We start from the raw sequence: 20,645 nt of genomic DNA, 5'->3' as shown, positions 1-20,645 counted from the left end.
GGGCGTGATGCCGTATTCCGTCAGCACGTCCCTGAAGTCCTGGCTGGCGTATTGACTGCTTCTGTCGCTGTGGAAGATCAGCCCGGCTGTCACCACCGCCAGGAACCGCCAGCCTTCGTCCGTGTGGATGCAGGTGATGTTGCTCGCTCAGACCGGGTCGGGCTCCATCTTGACGCGCGCCAGCGCGTCCCGCAGCCGGCTGATCTCCATCTGCTCTGCGCTCACGACCTTGCTGTCAGCGCCTTTGAGCTTGCCCTGTCGGCCAGCCTTGACCCAGTTGAACAGCGTCCGCTCCACCACGCCCAGCGACCTGGCTGCTGCCGCAATGCTCTGCCCGCCGCTGACCAGCCGTACAGCTTTGCACTCCAGCGTGTAGCACGCCCGCACGGTCTTCGTCATTTCCGTACTCCTTGCTCGCGTTGAACCACTCAGCAAAGGGTGCGTTTTTCCGGGGGCAAGGTCACACATCGGCCGCGCCCGACATAGACGCGTTCGTGCCATGTGACGTTTGCTGCCGCGCATCCGTCCAAGCAAATACCAACCGCTCTCAACTTCAAGGAGCCTTATGTCTGGATCCACGCAACGTTTCGAGGCGCAGTTGGCAGCTACCCTGCGGGCCGAGCTGCAGCCACCGCCCGACCTGGCTCCGGTGCTGCGGCGCGCACGCCGCCGCCTGGCCGCCCGCCATGTGCTGACCCAGCTGCTGGGCCGCATCTGGCTGGCACTGGCGCGGCTGTTTGCCCCCCTCATGGTGCGCTGGCACCGCGCGTTGCCTCCTTCCACCCCTTTCCAGTCCTGATAGGAGTCCGGCCATGGAAACGATGAATCAAACCCTCACCTGGATGGGCGATCCGATGATCGCTTTGTATCACCGTCTGGCCGCGCTTTCCCCGAACTTGGCCGGGGCCTTGGCGTTGTTGCTGGTCGGCTATGTACTGGGCAAGATTGCTGCCGCCGTCATCCGCCGGTTACTGGTCCGTCTGGGGGCCGATCGACTGGCTGAAAGTTCGGGTCTAGCGAGGCTTACCCGCCAATGGGGCCTAGAGCGGCCGCTTTCGGCCCTCGTCGGCTCGCTGGCCTTCGCCTTCATCCTGCTGGCCTTCGCCATCTCGGCGGCCGATGCCATAGGGTTGGCCGCGGCCGGTCAGGCCGTGACGCAGGTGATGCTTTTTTTGCCTAAGTTCGTCGCGGCCATGGCCGTGCTGGTGCTGGGCCTGATGGCGGCGGGCTGGCTGAGCGAGCTGGTGCGCCGCGCAGCAGATGGCGCCGGGGTCGAGTACGCACCCAGCTTGAGCCGCATCACCATGGGCGTACTTTCGGCGCTGGTGGTGCTATTGGCCATCGATCAGCTCGACATTCGCATCGTGCTGCTGCAGGAAATCATTGGCATCGTGCTCGCCGCCCTCGGTGTGGCCGTGGCCTTGTCGCTGGGGCTGGGCACGCGCACGCTTTCAGGCGAGATTGTCAGTGGTGTGTATGTGCGCGATTGGCTGCGCGAAGGCGACCGCATTGAATGGAACGGTCTGCAAGCCACCGTGCGGGAGGTGGGCACGCTCAAGACGCTGCTCGTGCTCGACGACGGACGCGAGCTGAGCGTGGCTCATTCGCGGTTGCTCAATCAAGACGTCATCGTCCAGCGCCAATCTTGATCTCTGCGTCACGTCGCTGCGACCATGCAGGAACCCAGCGATGCCACCCTGGTGGCTCAGGCGCAGGCCGAACTGCCCTACCGCACGGCCGCCTTCGAGGCTCTCATGCAGCGCTACGGCGCACGCATCCGCCAACTGGCGCGGCGCTTCGCTGCCAGCGACGCCGACGCCGAGGATTTGGCGCAGGAAGTGATGCTCAAGGTTTTTTTCGAGCTGCCACGCTTTCGCGCCGAGGCGGCCTTTACGACCTGGCTTTGGCGTGTGACGGCCAACGTTTGTTTCGACTACCAGCGGCGGCTGGATGCACGTCCCGCATCGGTTCCCTTGGATGACGAGGATACGCCGGAGCCGATCGACCCGCGTGACCCGATCGCTGCCGTGCAGGCCAGTGTAGATGCGCAGCGGCTGCTGCGGCAGTTGACGCCTGAGGATCGCCTGGTGGTGCTGCTGCGCCTACTCGTCGGGCTGGAGTTCACCGAGATCGCCGCAGCCACTGGCCATGGGCTGTCGGCCGTCAAGATGCGCTACGTACGGGCCCTCGAGAAACTGCGTGCCACGTCGATGGCTAACGACGCGGCCCGCGTGACCTAGAGGACCCAAAAGTAAAGTTCATCCACTCCACGCAAATGCTCCAAACCCGTGGTACGGGAAACAGGGGGCAGGTCTCGGGCATCGAGACGAACTTGCGGGGAAATGTTTCGCGTTTCCTGCAAAACGATGTCGCATATCCGACAAAGGCAGCGGGCAAACCCGTATCCTCCCGCAAAGCCAAGTGCATTAAGGTGCGTTTTTCTATATTAAAAAGGAGCTCAATATGCCACCGGTCTGGATCCAGCGCATGGTCACCCTCGCCGCGACGGCGGCCATGGCAGGCTGCCTCGGCAGCGGCTCCGATGTGACGGCCATCAAAGTGGCCGGCGACAGCCTGGCCGATGCCGGGGCCTTCGGGTTCAAATTCACCGTGCAGGGCCCGTCCCTGGCACAGACGCGGATTTGGGTCGACCATGTAGCCGATGCCGCAGACGTGGGCCCACTGTGCGCGCGCTACACGGCCACCGGGCCGAATACCGTCGCGGCCAACCCAGCGGCGACACACTGTACCAGCCATGCGGTCGGGGGTGCACGCATCAACGTGCCAGGAAAGGCCGGAGACACCACTGCGCTGTCCATCCAGCAGCAACTGCGCGATTTGGGCGCCTCCGCCTATGGCGAACGGGAGGTACTGCTGGTCGTGGGCGGTGGCAACGATGCCGCTGACCTGATCGGGGCTTACCTGGGCGCTTCGGCGGATGGCGGGGCCGCGTATTTGGCGCTTCTGAGCGAGCTGCTCAGCCCCGCGCAGGTCGCCCAGGCTGCTGCCGCAGGCAACGCCGGGCTGGCCCAGGCGGGCGGACTCTACATGGCCGCGTTGGCCGATCAACTGGCCGACACGTTGCAGACGCAGGCGCTGGCCAAGGGGGCCAAACGGGTGGTCGTGCTCAACGCGCCCGATGTGACGCGCACGCCGCGCTTCCTGGCGCTGCTGGCGGCCGTCGCCCAATCCAGTGGCGGCGGTGCAACGGGGGCCGCCGTGGCCGAGCAGATCGCCACGACGGCCCGCGCCTGGGTGGGCGCCTACAACGGCCGGCTGGCCCAGCGCTTTGCCACCGAATCGCGGGTGGCGGTGGTCGACTTCTTCGGCGCCTTGAACCAGTGGCTGACCTCCCCGGCGGCTTACGGCCTGAGCAACACAACCACGCCCGCATGCCCCCCCACTGGGACCGATGCCCAGGGCTTGCCGACTTACAGCATCCAGACCTGCTCCGAGGCATCGCTGGCCGCCACCGCACCAGCCGGTGCTGGCGCAGGTTGGTGGAACCGCTACGTGTTCTCGGACAACTTCCACGGCACTCCCCGCACCAATGCGCTGATGGGCAATCTGGTCAACGACACGCTGCGGGCGCGGGGGTGGATGTGATGCTGGCTGGCTGCGTCTTGCGGCCGCCCACCCGGGAAGGTGCCCTAGCCTCGGGGCATGAACGCGACCGACAATCCGGACGCTTCTGGGCTCCGGCCGCTATCGAATGACGACTTCCAGCGGCCAGAGAGCATGCCAGACGGCCTGGCCGAACGCAGCGATGGCTGCCCACCGTCAGCGCGGATCGGATCGAACGCTTTGGCGACGCCATCTGGGCGGTGTACGACCTGCACGACATCGCGCGCTCGATGGGCCCGCCGATCGAGACGGTGCGCAAGGCGGCCGAACCCGGCCGCAACGACCCCTGTCCCTGCGGCAGCGGCAAAAAATACAAGCGCTGCTGCGCGGCGGCTTGAGCCGCCGGCGGAGCGTAGGGGCCTCAGGCCGCCCCGGCGACCCGGGCGCACAAGCCGGCCAGCGCATACTCGACCGCCGCCGCCCGCACGGCGGCGCGGTCGCCGTCGAAGCGCTGGCACTGCGCTTGGACCTGCCCATCCACACACCAGCCAAACCAGACCGTGCCGACCGGCTTGGCGGCGCTGCCCCCGCTGGGCCCCGCGATGCCGGTGATGGCCAGCGTCGCCTGCACCTGCGCAGCGGCGGCAGCCCCGCGCGCCATGGCCCGGGCGACCGGTTCGCTCACCGCGCCGTGGGTGGCGATCAGGCGATCGTCCACCCCCAGATCGGCCACCTTGGCGGCGTTGGAGTAGGTGACGAAGCCGCGCTCGAACCAGTCGCTGGAGCCTGCCAGCGATGTGCAGCAAGCGGCCACCAGCCCGCCCGTGCAGCTTTCTGCCGTGGCCATGCGCCAGCGGCGCGCCAGCAGCGCAGCCGACAACGCTGCGAGCACAGGCCAGACCGCAGGGGGCAGCCACAGGGGCGGGGCGGCGGGGGCCGAAGGCGCGCTCACCGCCTCATCCCCCGATGACGAAACGCCACAGCGCAATGACGAGCAGGGTACAAAAAGCCGCCACCAGGTCGTCGAACATGATGCCCCAACCCCCGCGCCACCCCATGCCCTTGCAGACGCGATCGGCCCACGCAACCGGCCCTGGCTTGGCCGCGTCGAAAAACCGAAACAGCGCAAAACATACAGTCTGACCCCACAGCCCGTGCGGCGCGGCCATCCACAGCACGAGCCAGAAGGCCACCACTTCGTCGATGACGACGAAGCCAGGATCGGCCATGCCCGCGCGGCGCGCAGTGGCGGTACTGGCCCACCAGCCGAGCAGCACCCCCGCGCCGACGATGAGCCCCCAGCCCCGATCGCTCGGGGCCGCCCATGCGTCGATGAGCAGGAATGCCGCCCATGCCCATAAGGTACCCACCGTGCCTGGCGCCTTGCGCGACAGACCGGCCCCAAAACCCAGCGCGATCAGGTGCGACAGCCGGGCGAACATGAAGCGCGCCGAGGGCACGGCGGGCGTGCTGGCAGGGGGGAGCGCGCTCACCGGAACCACCCCTCGAAGCCGTCGAACGGCTCGAATCGGCCATCGACCAGCCGCAGCCGGGTCGGCCCAGGCAGCGCGCGCGCGCGCACCGGGTGGCGCTCATCGCCGGGATAACACAGGGCACGGTGCTCGCCATCGAGGAACGGCTCCGGCAAAATACATGGGGGGATTCGGTCGGCCAATTCAGCCCACGCCGAAGCGACATCGGCGTGCCGGGCCAAGTGCGCCAGTCCCATGAGCTGGGGAGGGAGCAGCTCGATTTCGCGCGCCCAGTATCGGCTCAGCGCTTCGCGCGGCGTCATCCAGGCGCTGTCACTCATCTCGAAGGCGTCATACCGAACCTGCGCGCCGCGGGGCAGGCAGGCGAGGAAAAACCGGGTATCGAACCGCGGCGTGCCCACCGGCGGCTGGCGTGGCGTGATCCAGCGCGACCAGGGTCGCAGTGCCGCTGTGGTCAGCCGCGCACCCGCTTTGGCCAATCGTGCTCGCCAAGCAGGTTCGGCTCCGGCGGGCTCGCCTGCAGCGCGGGGCAGCGGGGCATCCGCCAAGGCTATGCCGGCCTCCTCCCACAGTTCTCGGGCGGCGGCAACGAACAGCGCCTGCGCAGCCGCGGGCGTCAGCGCGGGCTCGCCCAGGCGCGCCGGCAATCCAGAAGGCGCCTGGTCCAACAAAGCCGCCCATTCGGGCGCGGCGTCCTCCGCGTCAACCTTGCCGCCGGGAAACACATGCAGCCCGCCCAGCACCCGGGCGTTCGGATGCCGTCGCAGCAGCAGTACCTCCAAGCCCGGCGCCCCGTCACGGACAAGGATCACCGACGCCGCGTTGCGCGGCGGGACATCGTCACCGGTGGACGGTTGGGGGGAATCAGCGGCAGCGCTCATACCGCCATGGTAGCGAAATGGTCGAAGCCCCCAAGCGCGAGGCCGGGCGGCAGCGGATACGGCTGTCCCTGCGCATCGCACAGTTGCACGCGCCCCGCCCCTGGCGAGAGCACATGCGTGGCAGGCGCTGCGGCGACGATGCAGCCGATGCGCGTCACCGGGGTGGCTGCCTGCTCGGCCGCGCGCTGCACGGCCGAGCGCCGCTCAGGAGAGGCGGTAAAGACCAACTCGTAGTCGTCGCCGCCCGCCAATACACAACGCAGCGCCTCGGCCAGAGGCAAGGCGCGCACGGCCGGGTGCACCGCGCCCGAGCCGAGCAGGGTTTCCACATCGAGCCGCGCACCGACACCCGAGGCAGCCAGGACGTGCCCCAGATCGCCCAACAGACCGTCACTGACATCCACCGCCGCATGGATGATGCCGCGCAGCGCCAGCCCCAGCGCAATCCGGGGCGTGGGCCGCTCCAGCCGGCTGCGGGCATGTTCGGCACCCGGCGGTGCGGGACGCTCACCGAGCAGCACGGCCAAGCCCAGCCGCGCATCCCCCAGCGTGCCGCTGACCCACACATCGTCTCCGATCTGCGCGCCATCGCGCCGGCTGGCCTGCCATGCGGGCACTTCGCCAAACACGGTCAGACACAGGTTGAGCGGCCCGGCCGTGGTGTCCCCCCCGATCAGCGCGCAGCCATGCGCATCGGCCAACGCAAACAAGCCACGCGCTAGCGCAGCAAGCCACGGTGGATCCGCGCGCGGCAGCGCCAGCGCCAAGGTGAAGGCCAGCGGACGTGCGCCCATGGCTGCCAGATCACTCAGGTTGACCGCCAGCGCCTTGTGACCCAGGGCCTCGGGGTCTACGTCCGGCAGGAAATGCCGCCCCGCCACCAGCATGTCGGTGGAGACGGCCAGCTCCATACCCTGCCCCGGCGCTAACAGCGCGCAGTCGTCTCCATTGCCCAGCCGCACGCCACTGCCATCGGGCCGCGCTATGGCGGCACGCCAGAAGTGGGTTCGGATCAGATCGAACTCACCCATTGCACATCGATCCTTGGCGTGAGCCGTTTCGCTGCCCTCAGGTGCGCGGCGGCGCTTCGTGCGCCGGTGGCCACAAAAAACTGCCTGGTGCTTTGCGCCAGCGGTGCACCAGCGCCTGCTGGATGCGCTGGCGATTGACGGCGTTGATGCCCTGCGCTTTGAGCGCCAACCGAAACGCCAATGAGAAGCTGACCGCCAAATTGATGGGGCCGACGAGCAATGCCGCCAGCGCGGCGGAGACGACGTCCACACGCAGCAAGGCATCGGGCCCGAGGGACGCTACCGCCGCAGTGATCTGCCCGGTGACCAGCGTCACGTGGCGCACATCAAAGCCGACACCGAAAAACCCCAGCAGCGCCGGCACCACCCCCAACAACAAGCCCAGCGAGACATTGGCTGCCAACCCCGAGACGTTCGCCCGCAGCCAAGCAGCCCAGCGCCGGGCGCGCGTTGGGCCCAACCAGCGCTTCCACGCTGGGTGGTGCGCCAAGGCGCTGTCGAGCCGATATAGCACAAAGGCGTTTTCCGACCAGCCGGCGATCAGGCTGCTGACAAACAGCAATATCCCTGTGCCGGCCGCCAACAGCAGGGTCGGCCCCCAAAGTTGATGATCGGCCAAGATCTGCTCGGCCTTGACGCCATCGATCAGAGGCGCATCACGCCAAAGCCGCGCAGCGGCATCCAACAGCAAAACCGCCGGAATGACCGCCAGCAGGTTGCCCGCGATGGCGGCCACCTGTGAGCGCAGCAGGTGCGCCACCTCGTCGACGAAGCGCAGCACCGCCTCGCGGCTGTGCAGATGTTTGAGCCGGGCGGCCAGCGCGGGGGCGGTCATGGCGGGCTGTTTGGTGGCCACCGTCCAGTGCAGCAGCATGATGAGCACGAACCATGCTGCATAGTTGAGTCCGGCCAAAAGCCCCCCCCAAAAGGCGCTCAGCCCCAGTGCGCCGAGCGCCAGCTTGCTCCACGTCGTCAAACCGAGCACGGCGCCGCCGCCCAACGCGCGCCGCAGCATCGCGAAGTACTCGGCGCGGTTGCGGCTGATGTAATGCTCGCCCGTCTCGGCATTTCGGTCGGCCACACGCTGCGCCAATTGCTGCGATGTGCGCGCCACCAGCGGGCCGATGCGGCGCGCCTCGTGACTGGCGCGCACCAGCCGTGCCAGAAGGTGTAGGGCTGCCCGCTCCTCGTTGGGACTGGCCAGCGCATCCAGCAAGCGCTTGGCGCGCAGCACGCGCTCACGCAGCTGGCGCAGGCGGAATACGACAGCGGTAGAGATGCCGTGCTCGTCCAGATGGGCATAGGCGGTGTAGGCCGCACGGCGACATTCGTCCAGTCCGCTGCGCAGGGCCTGCAAGGCGGCGCGGGTGGCGGGGTCATCCCGCCCATGGGTGACCCACGCATCCCGCAGCGCGTCGAGCCGGCGGCTCAGATCGTGGAAGGCGCGCCCACGCTGCGCCGACACCGACATGCGGTGCCGCAATTCGGGCTCAAAACCTGCCACCACCACATGAGCGACGCAAACACCCAGGGCATCGAGCAGCGCAGGCCGCCACAGGGTCGCCGCCAAGGCTGCCTGACCATCTGCGGGTGCGAGCAAACCCGCCAAGCGTCGCACCTGCCGCGCGGGGACCGCCGCCAGCCAGCGCGCATCCAGGGGGTCGTCGAATACCCAGCCAAACCACTCGGATGCGTCAGTCGTCTCGGGCGACACCGGCAACAGCCGCCGCCGCAGCCGATGGCCGAACTCGGCCCAGAACTCGGGTCGGCGGGCGATGCCTTCGTCCGCCAGCAGCGTTGCCCAATCCAACCCTTGCGCCGACCCGCTCTGCCAAGCCTGTGCCAGTCGATTCCGCGCAGCCGGGTCGCCCTCCAACGCAGTCAGCCAGGCTTCCAGCCGGGCCAGCGCAGCGCGTACATTCGGCGCGGGCCCGCGCAGCCAACGCACCCAGTCCCGCAACCATGTTCGCAGCGCGACTCGACCGGCGTGTGGATCGGGCGACAGCAAGTCGGTGGGCGGCAGCAGGCTGGCATCGGTCATCGGCAATCGGATACTCCAGAGATACGCGTATGGTAGCGTTACCGTGAGGAATCGCGCCACAATAAAGACGGCGGTATAACGCTGCCCATCTCCCGACCCCTCCGCACGACCATCAACATGAACCGTTATCGCATCGCCCCGTCCATTTTGTCTGCTGATTTCGCCCGCTTGGGTGAAGAGGTGCGCGCCGTCATCGACGCCGGTGCGGATTGGATTCACTTCGACGTGATGGACAACCATTACGTGCCCAACCTGACCGTCGGCCCGATGGTGTGTCAGGCCCTGCGGCCGCACGCCCGCACCGCTGACGGACAGCGCGTGCCGATCGATGTGCATCTGATGATCCAGCCGGTGGACGCACTGGCCGGTGCATTCATCGACGCAGGAGCCGATTTGGTGAGCTTTCACCCCGATGCCAGCACGCATGTGCACCGCAGCATCCAGGCGATCAAAGCCCGCGGCTGCCAAGTCGGGCTGGTGTTCAACCCCGCTACACCGCTGGATGTGCTGGACTGGGTGATCGAGGATCTGGACTTGATCCTGATCATGAGCGTCAACCCAGGCTTTGGCGGCCAGTCCTTTATCGACAGCGCGCTGCGCAAGGTGGAGCAGGCGCGCCGCCGCATCGAGGTCTGCGGCAAAGACATCCGGCTGGAGGTCGACGGTGGCATCAAGGCCGACAACATCCGCCGCGTCGCGGATGCCGGCGCCGACACCTTTGTCGCGGGCAGCGCCATCTTCGGCAAACCCGACTACAAAGCCGTCATCGACCAAATGCGCGCAGCGCTGGTCTGAGCAGCTGCGGTGCCATGAAAAAAAGCGCGTCGCCTCGGCGGTTTCTCGCAGCACTGTGGGCCAGTTTCTGAGCGATACTCATCGACATGCGCAGCAACAACGTTTTTGCTCCCGCAGTGGCCTTGCTGCAGCGGCTGTCGATGCCGGTCAAGATGATCGGGATGGCCGCAATGGTTTCGATACCCATGCTGGTCGTGGCCTTTTTGCTGTTGGCCGACAACTGGCGGGCCTTGAAAACCACCGAAGCTGCTCGCAACGGCGTGGCTGCCATGCGCGAGGTGCAGGCCCTCATCCTCACCTTGCAAGACTGGCGTGACGCGGCCGACGTCGTCGCAGCTGGCGAAACTTCGCTCAAAAGCGTCCAGGATCAGGCGGGGCAGCGGGCCGTACAGGGTTTGCAGATGGTTCAACAGCGGCTGCAAATCCATCCGGAATGGAATACCGATGGCCTGTGGAATCCTCTGCGCGAGCAGCTGGACGCCTTGCTCAAGGACAGCCAGCGCACCCCATCGGTGCGCCATGCCGATGCCACGCAGGCGTTGGCCCGGTTGCAGCGCCTGAGCGGTTGGATCGGCGATGCGACGGGCGTGCAAAGAGACGCCGACGCGCTGACGGCGCATCGGGCTGCGTTGGCCTTCGAGGGTTTGCCGCCGGTACGCGAGTTGACCAGTCAGCTGCGCGGCCGCGCCACGGCGATGTTGCTCGATCCGGACGCGATGACGGATGCCGTCATCATTTCCAACATGGTGCGCCAAGCAGCGGCCGCCGATCAGATCGAAGCCTTGCTGCCAGCTCTGCAGGAGCGGGCCGATGCCCTGCAGCGCCGCGGGGCAAAAGTCCCCGCCGGCTGGGCCCCCTTTCGCAGCGCGACGGACGAGTTGGTACGCACCACCGCCGCCCATCTCAAGACCGCGGCGATGACGGTGGACAAACAAGAGTTCTACGCGCTGGCCACCCGCACCATCGATGCGCTGGCCACGCTGGAGCGCGAGCTGGCCGACAGCGTCGACGCCGAGTGGGCCCGGCGCAGCGACCGGCTCCAGCGCGAAAGCGTCATCGTCGCCGCCGGCTGCACGCTGGTGCTGCTGCTGCTGGCCTACAGCGTGGCGTCGTTCTACCGCGCGACGGTGGACGGGCTGCGACATCTCAACCATGCCATCGACCGCGCCGCTGAAGGTGATTTGACCAGCGACGCCGTGCTGCCCGGCCGCGACGAGATGGCCGACATGAGCCAGCGCCTGCGCCATATGCTGCAGGCGTTATCCGAACTGGTGGCCGATGTGCGCAGCGCCGCGGCCGTGCTGGGCCATGTGGGCCTGCAACTGGTGCAGGACAGCCAGCAACTGGCCGACCGCACGCAAACGCAGGCCGCCAGCCTGGAGCAGGCCACCAGCAACGTGCGCGCGGTGGCCGAAACGGTACAGTCCAACGCCGACAGCGCGCAGGATATTCGACACCTGACGGGTGAACTCAACCGCGAAACCGAGCGCGCCGGTGAACTGATGCGGCATACGGTCGGCGGGCTGGGCTCGCTGCAGGCCACTTCGCAGCGCATGACCGAAATCATCGGCACCATCGACGGCATCGCATTTCAGACCAACATTTTGGCGCTCAACGCCGCGGTGGAAGCCGCACGCGCAGGCGAGGCTGGCCGGGGCTTCGCCGTCGTGGCGGCCGAGGTGCGTCGGCTGGCTCAGCGCAGTCAAGAAGCCGCCAATGAAGTGCGCCAGCTGATCGCCGAATCGGCTGAGCGCGTGCAGGGCACCGTGCAGGAAATCCGCTCGGTCAACGAGGCGATGGATGTGCTGGTGCGCGGCATCCGCGATATCGCCGCGCGCATCGGTGTCATGGCCGACGCCAGCCGCCAGCAGAGCACGGCGCTGGCGGAAGTGGTGGCGGCGGTTGGCGACCTGGACAAAGTGACGTATGAAAACTCCGCCATGGTGGAGCGCACCACACACCGCGCCAACCGCCTGATGGAGCGCACGCGCGACCTGGATGAGGCCGTGCACCACATGAAGCTGCGCCAGGGCACGGCGGATGAAGCCTACGAATTGGTGCAAAAGGCGCTGGCGCATATCCGCGCGGTCGGCTACGAGCGCGCAGCCGAAGATTTTCACGACAAAAACGGCCCCTTCATCGATCGCGACCTATACATCTTCGTGCTCGACGAGTCTGGCACCTACCGGGTCATGGGACTGGATCGCGCCAAGGTGGGCACGCGGGTGCATGATGCCCCAGGCGTCGACGCTGAGGCCTTCCTCACCGATGTGCGCCACCGCGTCGCTCAAGGCGGCGGCTGGGTCGAGTACAACATCGTCAACCCGGTCACTGGCCAGGTGCGCGCCAAGGCATCCTATGTCGTGCCCCTGGATCATGGGCTGGTGCTGGGCTGCGGCGCCTACCGCAGCGCCCTGCGCTCTGAGCGCGCCGATGGTCGGCCCGCGTCGTCGGCATCGGGCGACTGATCTGCGACCGCCCCTGCAGAAAAACCCGCCGACGCCCCCGTCGAAGTGAGGTGCGGCACAATCTTGGGCTTTGTCGTCCCATCGCAGCCTGCCCGTCAACGTGGATTCCGCGCCTTCGTCCTCCCCCCCTGATCGCATGTGGCCGAGCGAGCGCCGAGCGAGTTTGGCGCTCGCGGGCATTTTTGCGCTGCGCATGCTGGGGCTGTTTCTGGTGCTGCCGGTCTTTGCGCTTGAGGCAGCCCGGCTGCCCGGAGGCGACGACCCAGCGCGCGTCGGGCTGGCCATGGGCATATACGGCTTGGCACAGGCACTGCTGCAAATTCCGTTGGGGCTGGCGTCGGACCGCTGGGGCCGCAAACGCGTCATCCTGGGAGGGCTGGGCCTGTTTGCCCTGGGCAGCGTGCTGGCGGCAACCGCCTCGACGCTGGACATGCTGATCCTTGCCCGTGCGCTCCAGGGCGCGGGCGCGATATCGGCCGCCGTCACTGCGCTGCTGGCCGACCTGACGCGCGATACCGTGCGCACCAAGGCCATGGCCCTGGTGGGGGTGAGTATCGCGCTGATGTTTGCCCTGTCGCTGGTTGCCGCCCCACCCCTGGCTGCGGCGATTGGACTGGGGGGCCTGTTCTGGCTCACAGGGGGGCTGACCCTGGCTGGCATGGCGGTCGTGGTATGGGTGGTGCCAGCTGAGCCCGCCCGACTCACCGCACCCGCACCCGGTGGACTGCGCGCGGTGCTGCGTCACGCCGACTTGCTGCGGCTGGATGTGGGGGTGTTGACCCTGCACACGGTGCAAATGGCGATGTGGATGGCTGTGCCTGGCCTGCTGGTGGGTGCCGGGATCGACAAAGCGCACCATTGGCAAGTCTATTTGCCCGCGCTGCTGGCGTCGTTTTTGATCTTGGGCGGGCTGCTGTTCCGGCTGGAACGGCGCGGCCACCTGGGTGCGGTGCTGCGCATCGCCATCGGTCTGCTGGTGCTCGCCCAAGGGGGGCTGGCGTGGGCCGCCAGCCACGAGGCGAGCAGCGCGTTGATCACGGGCGCCTGTCTGCTGGTGTTTTTTTTGGGCTTCAACACCCTGGAAGCCAGCCAACCCAGCTTGGTGTCGCGGCTGGCACCGGCACATGCGCGTGGGGCCGCGCTGGGGGTTTACAACACACTACAGTCGCTGGGGCTGTTTGCGGGCGGTGCGCTGGGTGGCTGGCTGATGCGCCATGGCGGAGCGGCGGGCGTCTTGGGTTTGGGCGCTGCGCTGTGCGCGCTGTGGCTGGTGCTCAGTTGGGGGCTGCGCCCCCCCGCTGCCTCATCCTCGGCGCAGCCGCAAACCTGATGGCTTTCATCCCCCACCCAGGGGATAGGGCCATCGAGGCGATTGGGGCACAATCGATCCCATTCGTGCAATCCGCCCCACCACGAGGACACCTCTATGGCATCGGTCAACAAAGTCATCCTGGTCGGCAACTGCGGCCGAGATCCCGAAATCCGTTATCTGCCGTCTGGCCAACCGGTGGCCAACGTCAGCATCGCCACGTCCAGCCGGCGCAAGGACCGCAACTCTGGCGAGCTGGTCGAAGACACCCAGTGGCACCGCGTCACCTTCTACGACCGGCTGGCCGAAATCGCCGGCGAATACCTGAAAAAAGGCCGGCCCGTCTATGTCGAGGGCCGGCTGAAATACGGCAAGTACACGGGGCAGGACGGCATCGAGCGCAACACGGTGGACATCATCGCCACCGAACTGCAGCTGCTGGGCAGCCGAGAGGGCATGGGCATGCCGTCCGAAGAGGGCGGCTCCGCAGCGCATGCGGCGGCTCCGGCGCGCAGCACTGCCGCACCGAACAGCCGTTCCGCGCCTCAGACAAGCCCTGCGCCGGCGGCCAGCGGCTTCGAGGACATGGATGACGACATTCCGTTCTGAGGCGGCGCAGGCGCCGCGCGCGGGCCGATGAGGCCTCCCTTGCCGGTCTTGCCGCTTCGCGCCCAAGGTCGGCCGGTCTCCAGATCATCCCGGGAGCATTGCAATCATGTTTAGCGTGGACATCCGTAAGCGGCTGCCGGCGCTCGCGCAGCGCGGCATGGCGATCGTTATGGGGCTGGCACTGGCATTGACCGGGGGCGCCGCCCAGGCGCTGGACATCGTCTTCGAGCCGGTGGCCCCCGGGGTGTACGCCTATGTCGGCGATATCGAAGGTCGCACCTACGAAAACGAGGCCCTCAACGCCAACCTCGGGTTGGTGGTCACGCCCGAGGGAGCGCTGCTCATCGACAGCGGGGCCACCCGGCTGACAGCGCAACGCATCGAGCAAGCCGCGCGCCGCGTTACGCCGCAGCCAATCCGCTGGGTCATCAACACCGGCGGTCAGGATCACCGCTGGCTAGGCAATGGCTATTTCCGCGACCGCGGCGCCGAGATCATCGCCCACGCCAACGCCCGCGCCGACATGCTGGCTCGCGGCCCCGAGCATCTGCGCGCGCTGGCTCCGGTGCTGAAGGACAAGCTCGATGGCACCGAGCCGGTGCTGCCCACCCGCTGGCTAACCGAGCCGGACACCCGGCTGGACCTGGGCGGGGTAGCGGTGCACCTGATCCATCGGGGTGGCGGTCACACACCGGGCGACAGCATGGTCTGGCTGCCACAGTCCGGGGTGGTCTTCACGGGCGACGTGGTCTACGTCGATCGGGTGCTCGGCATGCATGCGGTCAGCCGCAGCCTGCCGTGGTTGGCCTCGTTCGAGGCGCTGGAGGCTTTGCGGCCCCGCGTGGTGGTGCCGGGGCATGGCCGGGTCACCACGCTCGCGCAAGCACAGCGCGACACCGGTGACCTGCTGCGTGCCTTGCGGGCACACATGGGCAAGGCCGTGGCCGATGGGGTGGACTTGGCGACCGCCGTGCGCACCTTCGATGCGGCGGCGTTCAGACATCTGAAGCATGCGGAGGTTTGGCTGCCGCAGTTGGCCAACCGCACCTATCTGGAGATGGAGCAGGAGTGAGCATGACGGCCATCCGGACGCTCGGATCGGACTGAGCGGTGGCTGGATGGTCGCGCCGTCCATGCCGGCAGCGGCTGCTGCGTCGCCTCGGCGGTGTGGATGACGCCGCCGCCCAGGCACACTTCGCCGTCGTATAGCACGGCGCTCTGCCCGGGTGTGACGGCCCACTGCGGCGCAGGATTGCGCAGCTCGAAGCCAGCGGCGCTTCCTTGCGCCGCCACCAGCGTGCACATTGCGTCGAGCTGTCGATAGCGGGTCTTGGCGGCGTAGCGGCCTGGCGCTGGGGGTATACCGGCGATCCAGCTCGCGTCCTCGGCGCGCAGCCAGTGCGATTGCAGCCACGGATGGTCATGGCCTTGCACTGCCCACAGGGCGTTGCGGCCGACGTCCTTGCGCGCCACAAACCACGGCGCATGCATGCCGTGTGCGGCCGCATCACGCCCGCGCACGCCGCCTATGCCCAACCCCTGGCGCTGGCCCAGCGTGTAGAAGCTCAAGCCCACGTGGCGGCCGATCTCGCGCCCCTGGTCGTCGACGATCGGCCCCGGCGTACCGTGCAAGTAGCGCTGCAGGAACGCGCGAAACGGCCGCTCGCCGATGAAGCAAATGCCGGTAGAGTCTTTTTTGCGCGCGTTGGGCAGGCCGATCTCGGCGGCCAGTCGGCGCACCTCGCGCTTGTGCAGATGTCCGAGCGGAAACCGCGCGCGCGCCAGCTGCGCCTGTGTGAGCCGGTGCAGGAAGTAGCTCTGATCCTTGCCCGGGTCCACCCCCTTGAGCAGCTCATGCCGCAGGGCCCCGGCCGGCAGGCGAGCGGCCTCGTCGTCGTCCAGCACACGGCCGCTGGCGGCCTGCACCGTCCGCACGCGCGCGTAGTGCCCGGTGGCGATCTTTTCGGCCCCCAATCGCAGCGCGTGGTCCAAGAAAGCCTTGAACTTGATCTCGGCGTTGCACAGGATGTCGGGGTTGGGCGTGCGGCCGGCCTCGTACTCGCGCAGGAACGCCGCGAACACCCGCTCCTTGTACTCGGCGGCAAAGTTGACATGTTCGACATCGATGCCGATCACGTCGGCGACGCTGGCCGCATCTAGCCAGTCTTGCCGGCTGGTGCAGTGCTCGCCGTCGTCGTCATCCTCCCAATTCTTCATGAACAGGCCAACGACCTCGTGCCCCTGCTGCTTGAGCAGCCAGGCGCTAACGGCGGAGTCCACCCCGCCCGAGAGCCCCACGACGATGCGATATTTGCTGGCCATGGCCCTCAACCCCGCACCTCGCCTTCGCCCAGCACCACGTACTTCAGCGAGGTCAGCCCCGCCACGCCGACCGGGCCGCGGGCGTGGAACTTGTCGGTGGAGATGCCGATCTCGGCGCCCAGCCCGTACTCGAAGCCGTCGGCAAAGCGGGTGCTGGTGTTGACCATCACGCTGCTGGAGTCGACCTCGCGCAGGAAGCGCTGCGCGTGCCGGTGGTCGGTGGTCAGGATCGCGTCGGTGTGGTGGCTGCCATAGCGGTTGATCCAGGTGATCGCTTCGTCCAGCCCGGCCACCACCTTGACGCTGATGATCGGCGCGAGATACTCCTCGGACCAGTCTTGCTCGGTGGCGTCCTTCAGCACCGCGCCCGGCACGCCAGCCAGCAGCGCCTTGGCCTCGGGGCAGCAGCGCATCTCCACCCCCTTGGCGGCGAAGACCGCGCCGATGCGCGGCAAGAAGGCCGGCGCCACCCCGCGCGCCACCAGCAGGCTCTCGGTGGCGTTGCAGGGGCTGTATTTCTGCGTCTTGGCGTTGTCGGTGACGCGCACGGCCATCTCCAGGTCGCAGGGATCGTCCACATAGGTGTGGCAGTTGCCGTCCAGGTGCTTGATCACCGGCACCTTGGCCTCGCGGCTGATGCGCTCGATGAGGCCCTTGCCGCCGCGCGGGATGATGACGTCCACATACTCGGGCATCGCGATCAGGCGGCCCACCGCCTCGCGGTCGGTGGTGGGGATGAGCTGCACCGCCTCGCGCGGCAACCCGGCCTGCTCCAGCGCCTGTTGAACCAGTGCGGCCAGCGCCCGGTTGCTGTCGATGGCCTCCGAGCCGCCGCGCAGGATGCAGGCATTGCCGCTCTTGATCGACAGGCTCGCCGCCTCGATGGTGACGTTGGGGCGGCTCTCGTAGATCATGCCGAAGACGCCGATCGGCACGCGCATCTGCCCGACGCGAATGCCGCTGGGCTGTTGCTGCAGGCCGACGATCTCGCCGATGATCTCCGGCATACCGGCGAGCTGCTCGCAGCCCTGGGCGCAGGTCTCGATCGCCTGGGGCGTGAGCTTGAGGCGGTCCACCATCGGGGCGCTGAGGCCCGCGGCGCGGGCCCGCTCCACGTCGAGCGCGTTGGCGGCCTGCAAGGGATCAACATGGGCCCGCAGCAGGGCGGCCAAGCCGCGCAGGGCGGCATTTTTGCGTGCAGCACTGGCCTGGGCCATCGCCGCCGAGGCGATGCGGGCTTGCTGGCCCAGCCGCCCCATCAGTTCGGAAACGGAGGTCGCGTTCATGGACCCGATTGTCGCACCGACCCCCGAGCGCTGCGAGGGGCACTGCCGACAGCGGCCCGCTGTTGCCCCTGCGGATCCAGCGGGGGCTGGAATGCGCCCCTGCGCCCGGCGCACAATGCGGCCCTGACCCTTTGCACTTCACGTTTCGCCCATGACCGCTCTTTACCTGTGGACCCCGCCAGCGCCCGCATCGCTGGCCGTACGCGGCACCGATGCCCGCCTGCCCGTCAACCGCCTGTTCTTCGTCGGCCGCAACTACCACGCCCATGCGCAGGAGATGGGCGTCAGCATCGACAAGGCCAGCGCGCGGCCCTTTTATTTCACCAAATCCCCCGTCCACCTGATGGATTCCGGCGCCACACTGCCCTACCCGCCGCAAACCCAGAACTTTCATTACGAAATGGAGTGGGTGGCCGTGCTTGGGCGGGGCGGTTTTCGTGTGCCGGCCGAGCGCGCGCATGAACTGGTCTACGGCTACGCGGCGGGGCTGGACATGACCCGTCGCGACGTCCAGCTGGGCCTGCGCGACAAGGGGCACCCATGGTGCTTGGGCAAGGATGTGGAGGGCTCAGCCGTCTGCGGCGAGGTCATGCCCATGCCCGGGACGGTGCCAGAACGGGGCGAGATCGTGCTGCAGGTCAACGGCACGGTGCGCCAGCGCGCCGACCTGGGCCTGCTGATCTGGAACCTGCGCGAGCTGATCGCCGATCTGTCGCTGTTCTACCACCTGCAAGCGGGCGACGTGATCTACACCGGCACCCCCGAGGGGGTGGGGCCCGTGCAACCGGGAGACCGCCTGCACGGCCGCGTCGCCGGGGTGGGCGAGGTGCACCTGACCATTGGCCCGGTGGACTCGGCTTCATCTTACCGATAGGCCCCGGGCAGCCCGCTGCGATACGGGACTTGACGTCCCCCGTGATGACCTGGATTGCCGCTGCGCGAGGCGAGTCCAGGCCTGCTCAACCGCGCCGCGGTGCTGGACCACTTGCCGCGTGCGCTGTCCCTGGCCGAGCGGCGGGGGTTGAGCGTGACGGTGCTGGTCATCGCCCTGGACGAGCCGCCCGCTTCCCGCGCCGCCCTGGCCGAAGCGGAGCGCGACGTCGCGCGGCGGCTCGCGCCGCGCCTGCGCACCCACGAGGTGATGGCCCACTGGGGGTCGGGTCAGTTTTTGATCGTCTTGCCCGACGCAGACGTGCCCAGCGCCCTGGTGCTGGCGGGTGATCTACGCCAGCTGGCCGCCGAGATGGTGATCGCCGCACAGCGGTAGCTGGAGGTCACCGGCACCAATGGCCCCGGCCGCATCGAAATCGAACCCTGGCCCCGCCCGTGAGCACAATGCCTGTGCGCGGCACCCCTGGCACCTGCGGTATTCGTGGCGTTCAAGGCTGCCCCGCGGCCCACTGCACCAGGGCATCGATTGCCGGGCGCGCAGCCCGCGCCTGCGGGTGGTTGACGATCGCCACCAACACCCGCCGCCGACCATCGGGCAGGTGCACATAGCCCGCCAGCGCCTGCACATCGGCCAGGCTGCCGGTCTTCAGATGCGCCAGCCCGCGCCCCATGGCGCTGCGGCGCAGGGTGCCGTCCACCCCCGCGGCCGGCAGCGAGGCCATCAGCTCCGGCATCCAGGGGCTGGCATACACCCACTGCAGCAAATGCATGAGCGCGTTGGCGGTAACCCGGGCCCCGCGGCTGAGCCCCGCGCCATTGTCAACTACAGGCACTGGCACATCGGCCCCCAGGCGCGTGACCCACCAGTCCCGCAGCACGGCACGCGCCGTTTCGAATGTTGCGGGGACCGATGACACGGTCGCATCTGGCCGCAACGGAGGCTGCCTGGGCGCGCGCGCCAAGGTCAACAGCAGGTGCTGGGCCATCACATTGTTGCTGAATTTGTTGACATCGCGCACGATATCGGCCAGCGGCACGGAGTCGAACAGCAGCCGCGGCGCGAGCCCGGGCGGCACCGTGCCGTCACGCACCCGTCCGCCCAGCCCGCCGCCCAACTGCGCCCACATCCCGGCTACCGCGCGCGCGGCCAGGCGGTCCGGCTCGGGGTGGGCGATCGGCCAAGCGCGCTCGCCACACGCCAGCGGGTAGCGCCCCGCGAAACGCGGCCGGCGGGGGTCTGACCAATCGGCCTGCAGGGCGGCACGCCAGTCGTGGCACGGACCGTCACTCAGCGGCACCGTGTCGGGCACGGCTACCTCGGCCAGCGGCGGCTCCAGCGCCACCCGCGCCACCCCTGCGCCTGGGTCGGGCACGAAGGTCAGCACCTGCGCGCGAAAGTTGATCAGCAGGGCATCGGGCGCCGCGTTGTAGGGGCGCAGCGGCTCGCCGTCGAAGGCGGCCGGATCATGCGGCGGCAGGGCAAAAGCGCTGCGGTCCAGCACAATATCGCCCGTGATGTGACGGATGCCCAGCGCCTGCACGCGCCGCAGCAGAAGCCACAGGCGCTCGGTGACGAGCTTTGGGTCTCCGTCGCCGCGCAGAAACAGCGAACCGGCCAAGACACCGTCGCGCACCGGCCCGTCCGCATAGACCGCCGTGCGCCAGGTGTGGGCAGGCCCCAGCAGGTCGAGCGCGGCCGTGGTAGTGACCAGCTTCATGACCGAGGCGGGGTTGACCGGGACATCGGCGCGGTAGGCCAACAGCACCCGCCCGCCGGGCTCTGCATCGGCCACCACGGCGGCCAGCGCCGAAGCGGGCACGCGGGCATGGGTCAGGGCCTGCTCGACCGCTGGCGGCAAGGGCTGGGCCACCGATGCGAGCGCGCCCACGGCGCCCACCGCCGCAGTCCCCCCCCGGTCCCACCCGCGCCCCCCCATCACGGCTGCGCAATCCCC

At 68.2% G+C, this 20,645-nt stretch carries 19 protein-coding genes and 3 pseudogenes; 12 read left to right on the top strand and 10 right to left on the bottom strand.

Annotation, left to right across the window (positions count from 1 at the left end; translation table 11 throughout):
- Both P3W97_RS00905 and P3W97_RS00900 read right to left on the bottom strand, forming a co-directional pair.
- Positions 1-165: pseudogene (locus P3W97_RS00905) on the bottom strand (IS3 family transposase); the annotation flags it as partial.
- Positions 157-399: pseudogene (locus tag P3W97_RS00900) on the bottom strand (transposase); the annotation flags it as partial. The pseudogenes P3W97_RS00900 and P3W97_RS00905, both read right to left, overlap by 9 nt.
- 166 nt (positions 400-565) lie before the next feature.
- Here P3W97_RS00900 and P3W97_RS00895 point away from each other — a divergent pair.
- From P3W97_RS00895 to P3W97_RS00875, 5 genes and pseudogenes are all read left to right on the top strand, one after another.
- Entirely contained in the window at positions 566-799 is a 234-nt protein-coding gene (locus P3W97_RS00895) for a hypothetical protein (RefSeq protein ID WP_300843092.1), read from the top strand.
- Positions 800-812: 13 nt separating this feature from the next.
- Positions 813-1,649 carry a mechanosensitive ion channel domain-containing protein gene (locus tag P3W97_RS00890; protein ID WP_300843091.1) on the top strand — a complete coding sequence of 279 codons (837 nt, stop codon included), beginning with the start codon at positions 813-815 and terminating at the stop codon, positions 1,647-1,649.
- Between the two features lie 24 nt (positions 1,650-1,673).
- Entirely contained in the window at positions 1,674-2,240 is a 567-nt protein-coding gene (locus tag P3W97_RS00885) for a sigma-70 family RNA polymerase sigma factor (protein WP_300843090.1), read from the top strand.
- 223 nt (positions 2,241-2,463) lie between these two features.
- Entirely contained in the window at positions 2,464-3,606 is a 1,143-nt protein-coding gene (locus P3W97_RS00880) for an SGNH/GDSL hydrolase family protein (RefSeq protein ID WP_300843089.1), read from the top strand.
- A gap of 275 nt (positions 3,607-3,881) precedes the next feature.
- A pseudogene (locus P3W97_RS00875) lies at positions 3,882-3,962 on the top strand (SEC-C metal-binding domain-containing protein); the annotation flags it as partial.
- A gap of 23 nt (positions 3,963-3,985) precedes the next feature.
- On the opposite strand, the gene P3W97_RS00870 reads toward P3W97_RS00875, so the two are convergent.
- Genes P3W97_RS00870 through P3W97_RS00850 form a run of 5 tightly spaced genes read right to left on the bottom strand, consistent with a single transcriptional unit; the run spans position 3,986 to position 9,010 of the window.
- Positions 3,986-4,477 (bottom strand): CinA family protein, encoded by a 492-nt coding sequence (locus P3W97_RS00870; protein ID WP_300843095.1) that lies wholly within the window; start codon positions 4,475-4,477, stop codon positions 3,986-3,988.
- A gap of 43 nt (positions 4,478-4,520) precedes the next feature.
- Positions 4,521-5,006, bottom strand: a complete 486-nt coding sequence (locus tag P3W97_RS00865; RefSeq protein WP_300843094.1) for a phosphatidylglycerophosphatase A — start codon at positions 5,004-5,006, stop codon at positions 4,521-4,523.
- Positions 5,007-5,053: 47 nt separating this feature from the next.
- Positions 5,054-5,938: an NUDIX hydrolase gene (locus P3W97_RS00860; protein ID WP_300843088.1), complete on the bottom strand. Its 885-nt coding sequence runs from the start codon at positions 5,936-5,938 to the stop codon at positions 5,054-5,056.
- Positions 5,935-6,969 carry a thiamine-phosphate kinase gene (thiL, locus tag P3W97_RS00855; RefSeq protein WP_300843087.1) on the bottom strand — a complete coding sequence of 345 codons (1,035 nt, stop codon included), beginning with the start codon at positions 6,967-6,969 and terminating at the stop codon, positions 5,935-5,937. Before thiL ends, P3W97_RS00860 begins: the two co-directional genes overlap by 4 nt.
- A 37-nt stretch (positions 6,970-7,006) precedes the next feature.
- On the bottom strand, positions 7,007-9,010 hold the full coding sequence (locus P3W97_RS00850; protein ID WP_300843086.1) for a recombinase: 2,004 nt from the start codon (positions 9,008-9,010) through the stop codon (positions 7,007-7,009).
- Between the two features lie 117 nt (positions 9,011-9,127).
- Here P3W97_RS00850 and rpe point away from each other — a divergent pair, with 117 nt between their 5' ends.
- From rpe to P3W97_RS00825, 5 genes are all read left to right on the top strand, one after another.
- The gene (rpe, locus tag P3W97_RS00845; protein ID WP_300843085.1) at positions 9,128-9,805 is read left to right on the top strand and encodes a ribulose-phosphate 3-epimerase; all 678 of its coding nucleotides are present in this window, start codon (positions 9,128-9,130) and stop codon (positions 9,803-9,805) included.
- Positions 9,806-9,891: 86 nt separating this feature from the next.
- Positions 9,892-12,273 carry a methyl-accepting chemotaxis protein gene (locus P3W97_RS00840; RefSeq protein ID WP_300843084.1) on the top strand — a complete coding sequence of 794 codons (2,382 nt, stop codon included), beginning with the start codon at positions 9,892-9,894 and terminating at the stop codon, positions 12,271-12,273.
- Between the two features lie 136 nt (positions 12,274-12,409).
- The gene (locus P3W97_RS00835; RefSeq protein ID WP_300843083.1) at positions 12,410-13,603 is read left to right on the top strand and encodes an MFS transporter; all 1,194 of its coding nucleotides are present in this window, start codon (positions 12,410-12,412) and stop codon (positions 13,601-13,603) included.
- A gap of 96 nt (positions 13,604-13,699) precedes the next feature.
- Positions 13,700-14,191 (top strand): single-stranded DNA-binding protein, encoded by a 492-nt coding sequence (ssb, locus tag P3W97_RS00830; protein ID WP_300843082.1) that lies wholly within the window; start codon positions 13,700-13,702, stop codon positions 14,189-14,191.
- 106 nt (positions 14,192-14,297) lie between these two features.
- Positions 14,298-15,263, top strand: coding sequence for an MBL fold metallo-hydrolase (locus P3W97_RS00825; protein ID WP_300843081.1), 966 nt, complete (start codon positions 14,298-14,300; stop codon positions 15,261-15,263).
- Here P3W97_RS00825 and mnmA read toward each other — a convergent pair.
- Positions 15,239-16,513: a tRNA 2-thiouridine(34) synthase MnmA gene (gene mnmA / locus P3W97_RS00820; RefSeq protein ID WP_300843080.1), complete on the bottom strand. Its 1,275-nt coding sequence runs from the start codon at positions 16,511-16,513 to the stop codon at positions 15,239-15,241. The genes P3W97_RS00825 and mnmA overlap by 25 nt on opposite strands.
- Positions 16,514-16,518: 5 nt before the next feature.
- The gene (locus tag P3W97_RS00815) at positions 16,519-17,799 is read right to left on the bottom strand and encodes a glutamate-5-semialdehyde dehydrogenase (protein WP_300843079.1); all 1,281 of its coding nucleotides are present in this window, start codon (positions 17,797-17,799) and stop codon (positions 16,519-16,521) included.
- A 151-nt stretch (positions 17,800-17,950) separates the two neighbouring features.
- Here P3W97_RS00815 and P3W97_RS00810 point away from each other — a divergent pair, with 151 nt between their 5' ends.
- Positions 17,951-18,673 (top strand): fumarylacetoacetate hydrolase family protein, encoded by a 723-nt coding sequence (locus tag P3W97_RS00810; RefSeq protein ID WP_300843078.1) that lies wholly within the window; start codon positions 17,951-17,953, stop codon positions 18,671-18,673.
- 54 nt (positions 18,674-18,727) lie between these two features.
- On the top strand, positions 18,728-19,066 hold the full coding sequence (locus tag P3W97_RS00805; protein ID WP_300843077.1) for a hypothetical protein: 339 nt from the start codon (positions 18,728-18,730) through the stop codon (positions 19,064-19,066).
- Positions 19,067-19,178: 112 nt separating this feature from the next.
- On the opposite strand, the gene dacB is transcribed toward P3W97_RS00805, so the two are convergent.
- The gene (gene dacB, locus P3W97_RS00800) at positions 19,179-20,627 is read right to left on the bottom strand and encodes a D-alanyl-D-alanine carboxypeptidase/D-alanyl-D-alanine-endopeptidase (RefSeq protein ID WP_300843093.1); all 1,449 of its coding nucleotides are present in this window, start codon (positions 20,625-20,627) and stop codon (positions 19,179-19,181) included.
- Between the last annotated feature and the right edge of the window lie 18 nt (positions 20,628-20,645).

Source organism: Tepidimonas sp. (assembly GCF_029335975.1).
In the GTDB taxonomy this organism is placed as follows: Bacteria; Pseudomonadota; Gammaproteobacteria; order Burkholderiales; family Burkholderiaceae_C; genus Tepidimonas.
This window is presented reverse-complemented; position numbering and strand designations above follow the sequence as displayed.

Bases quoted from the DNA above. Each gene is read 5' to 3' on its own strand.
- P3W97_RS00865 (WP_300843094.1), bottom strand. From the start codon at position 5,006: ATGTTCGCCCGGCTGTCGCACCTGATCGCGCTGGGTTTTGGGGCCGGT.
- thiL (WP_300843087.1), bottom strand. From the start codon at position 6,969: ATGGGTGAGTTCGATCTGATCCGAACCCACTTCTGGCGTGCCGCCATA.
- P3W97_RS00835 (WP_300843083.1), top strand. From the start codon at position 12,410: ATGTGGCCGAGCGAGCGCCGAGCGAGTTTGGCGCTCGCGGGCATTTTT.
- mnmA (WP_300843080.1), bottom strand. From the start codon at position 16,513: ATGGCCAGCAAATATCGCATCGTCGTGGGGCTCTCGGGCGGGGTGGAC.
- dacB (WP_300843093.1), bottom strand. From the start codon at position 20,627: ATGGGGGGGCGCGGGTGGGACCGGGGGGGGACTGCGGCGGTGGGCGCC.
- P3W97_RS00895 (WP_300843092.1), top strand. From the start codon at position 566: ATGTCTGGATCCACGCAACGTTTCGAGGCGCAGTTGGCAGCTACCCTG.
- P3W97_RS00825 (WP_300843081.1), top strand. From the start codon at position 14,298: ATGTTTAGCGTGGACATCCGTAAGCGGCTGCCGGCGCTCGCGCAGCGC.
- P3W97_RS00815 (WP_300843079.1), bottom strand. From the start codon at position 17,799: ATGAACGCGACCTCCGTTTCCGAACTGATGGGGCGGCTGGGCCAGCAA.
- P3W97_RS00890 (WP_300843091.1), top strand. From the start codon at position 813: ATGGAAACGATGAATCAAACCCTCACCTGGATGGGCGATCCGATGATC.
- P3W97_RS00850 (WP_300843086.1), bottom strand. From the start codon at position 9,010: ATGACCGATGCCAGCCTGCTGCCGCCCACCGACTTGCTGTCGCCCGAT.
- P3W97_RS00860 (WP_300843088.1), bottom strand. From the start codon at position 5,938: ATGAGCGCTGCCGCTGATTCCCCCCAACCGTCCACCGGTGACGATGTC.
- P3W97_RS00810 (WP_300843078.1), top strand. From the start codon at position 17,951: ATGACCGCTCTTTACCTGTGGACCCCGCCAGCGCCCGCATCGCTGGCC.
- ssb (WP_300843082.1), top strand. From the start codon at position 13,700: ATGGCATCGGTCAACAAAGTCATCCTGGTCGGCAACTGCGGCCGAGAT.
- rpe (WP_300843085.1), top strand. From the start codon at position 9,128: ATGAACCGTTATCGCATCGCCCCGTCCATTTTGTCTGCTGATTTCGCC.
- P3W97_RS00885 (WP_300843090.1), top strand. From the start codon at position 1,674: ATGCAGGAACCCAGCGATGCCACCCTGGTGGCTCAGGCGCAGGCCGAA.
- P3W97_RS00840 (WP_300843084.1), top strand. From the start codon at position 9,892: ATGCGCAGCAACAACGTTTTTGCTCCCGCAGTGGCCTTGCTGCAGCGG.
- P3W97_RS00880 (WP_300843089.1), top strand. From the start codon at position 2,464: ATGCCACCGGTCTGGATCCAGCGCATGGTCACCCTCGCCGCGACGGCG.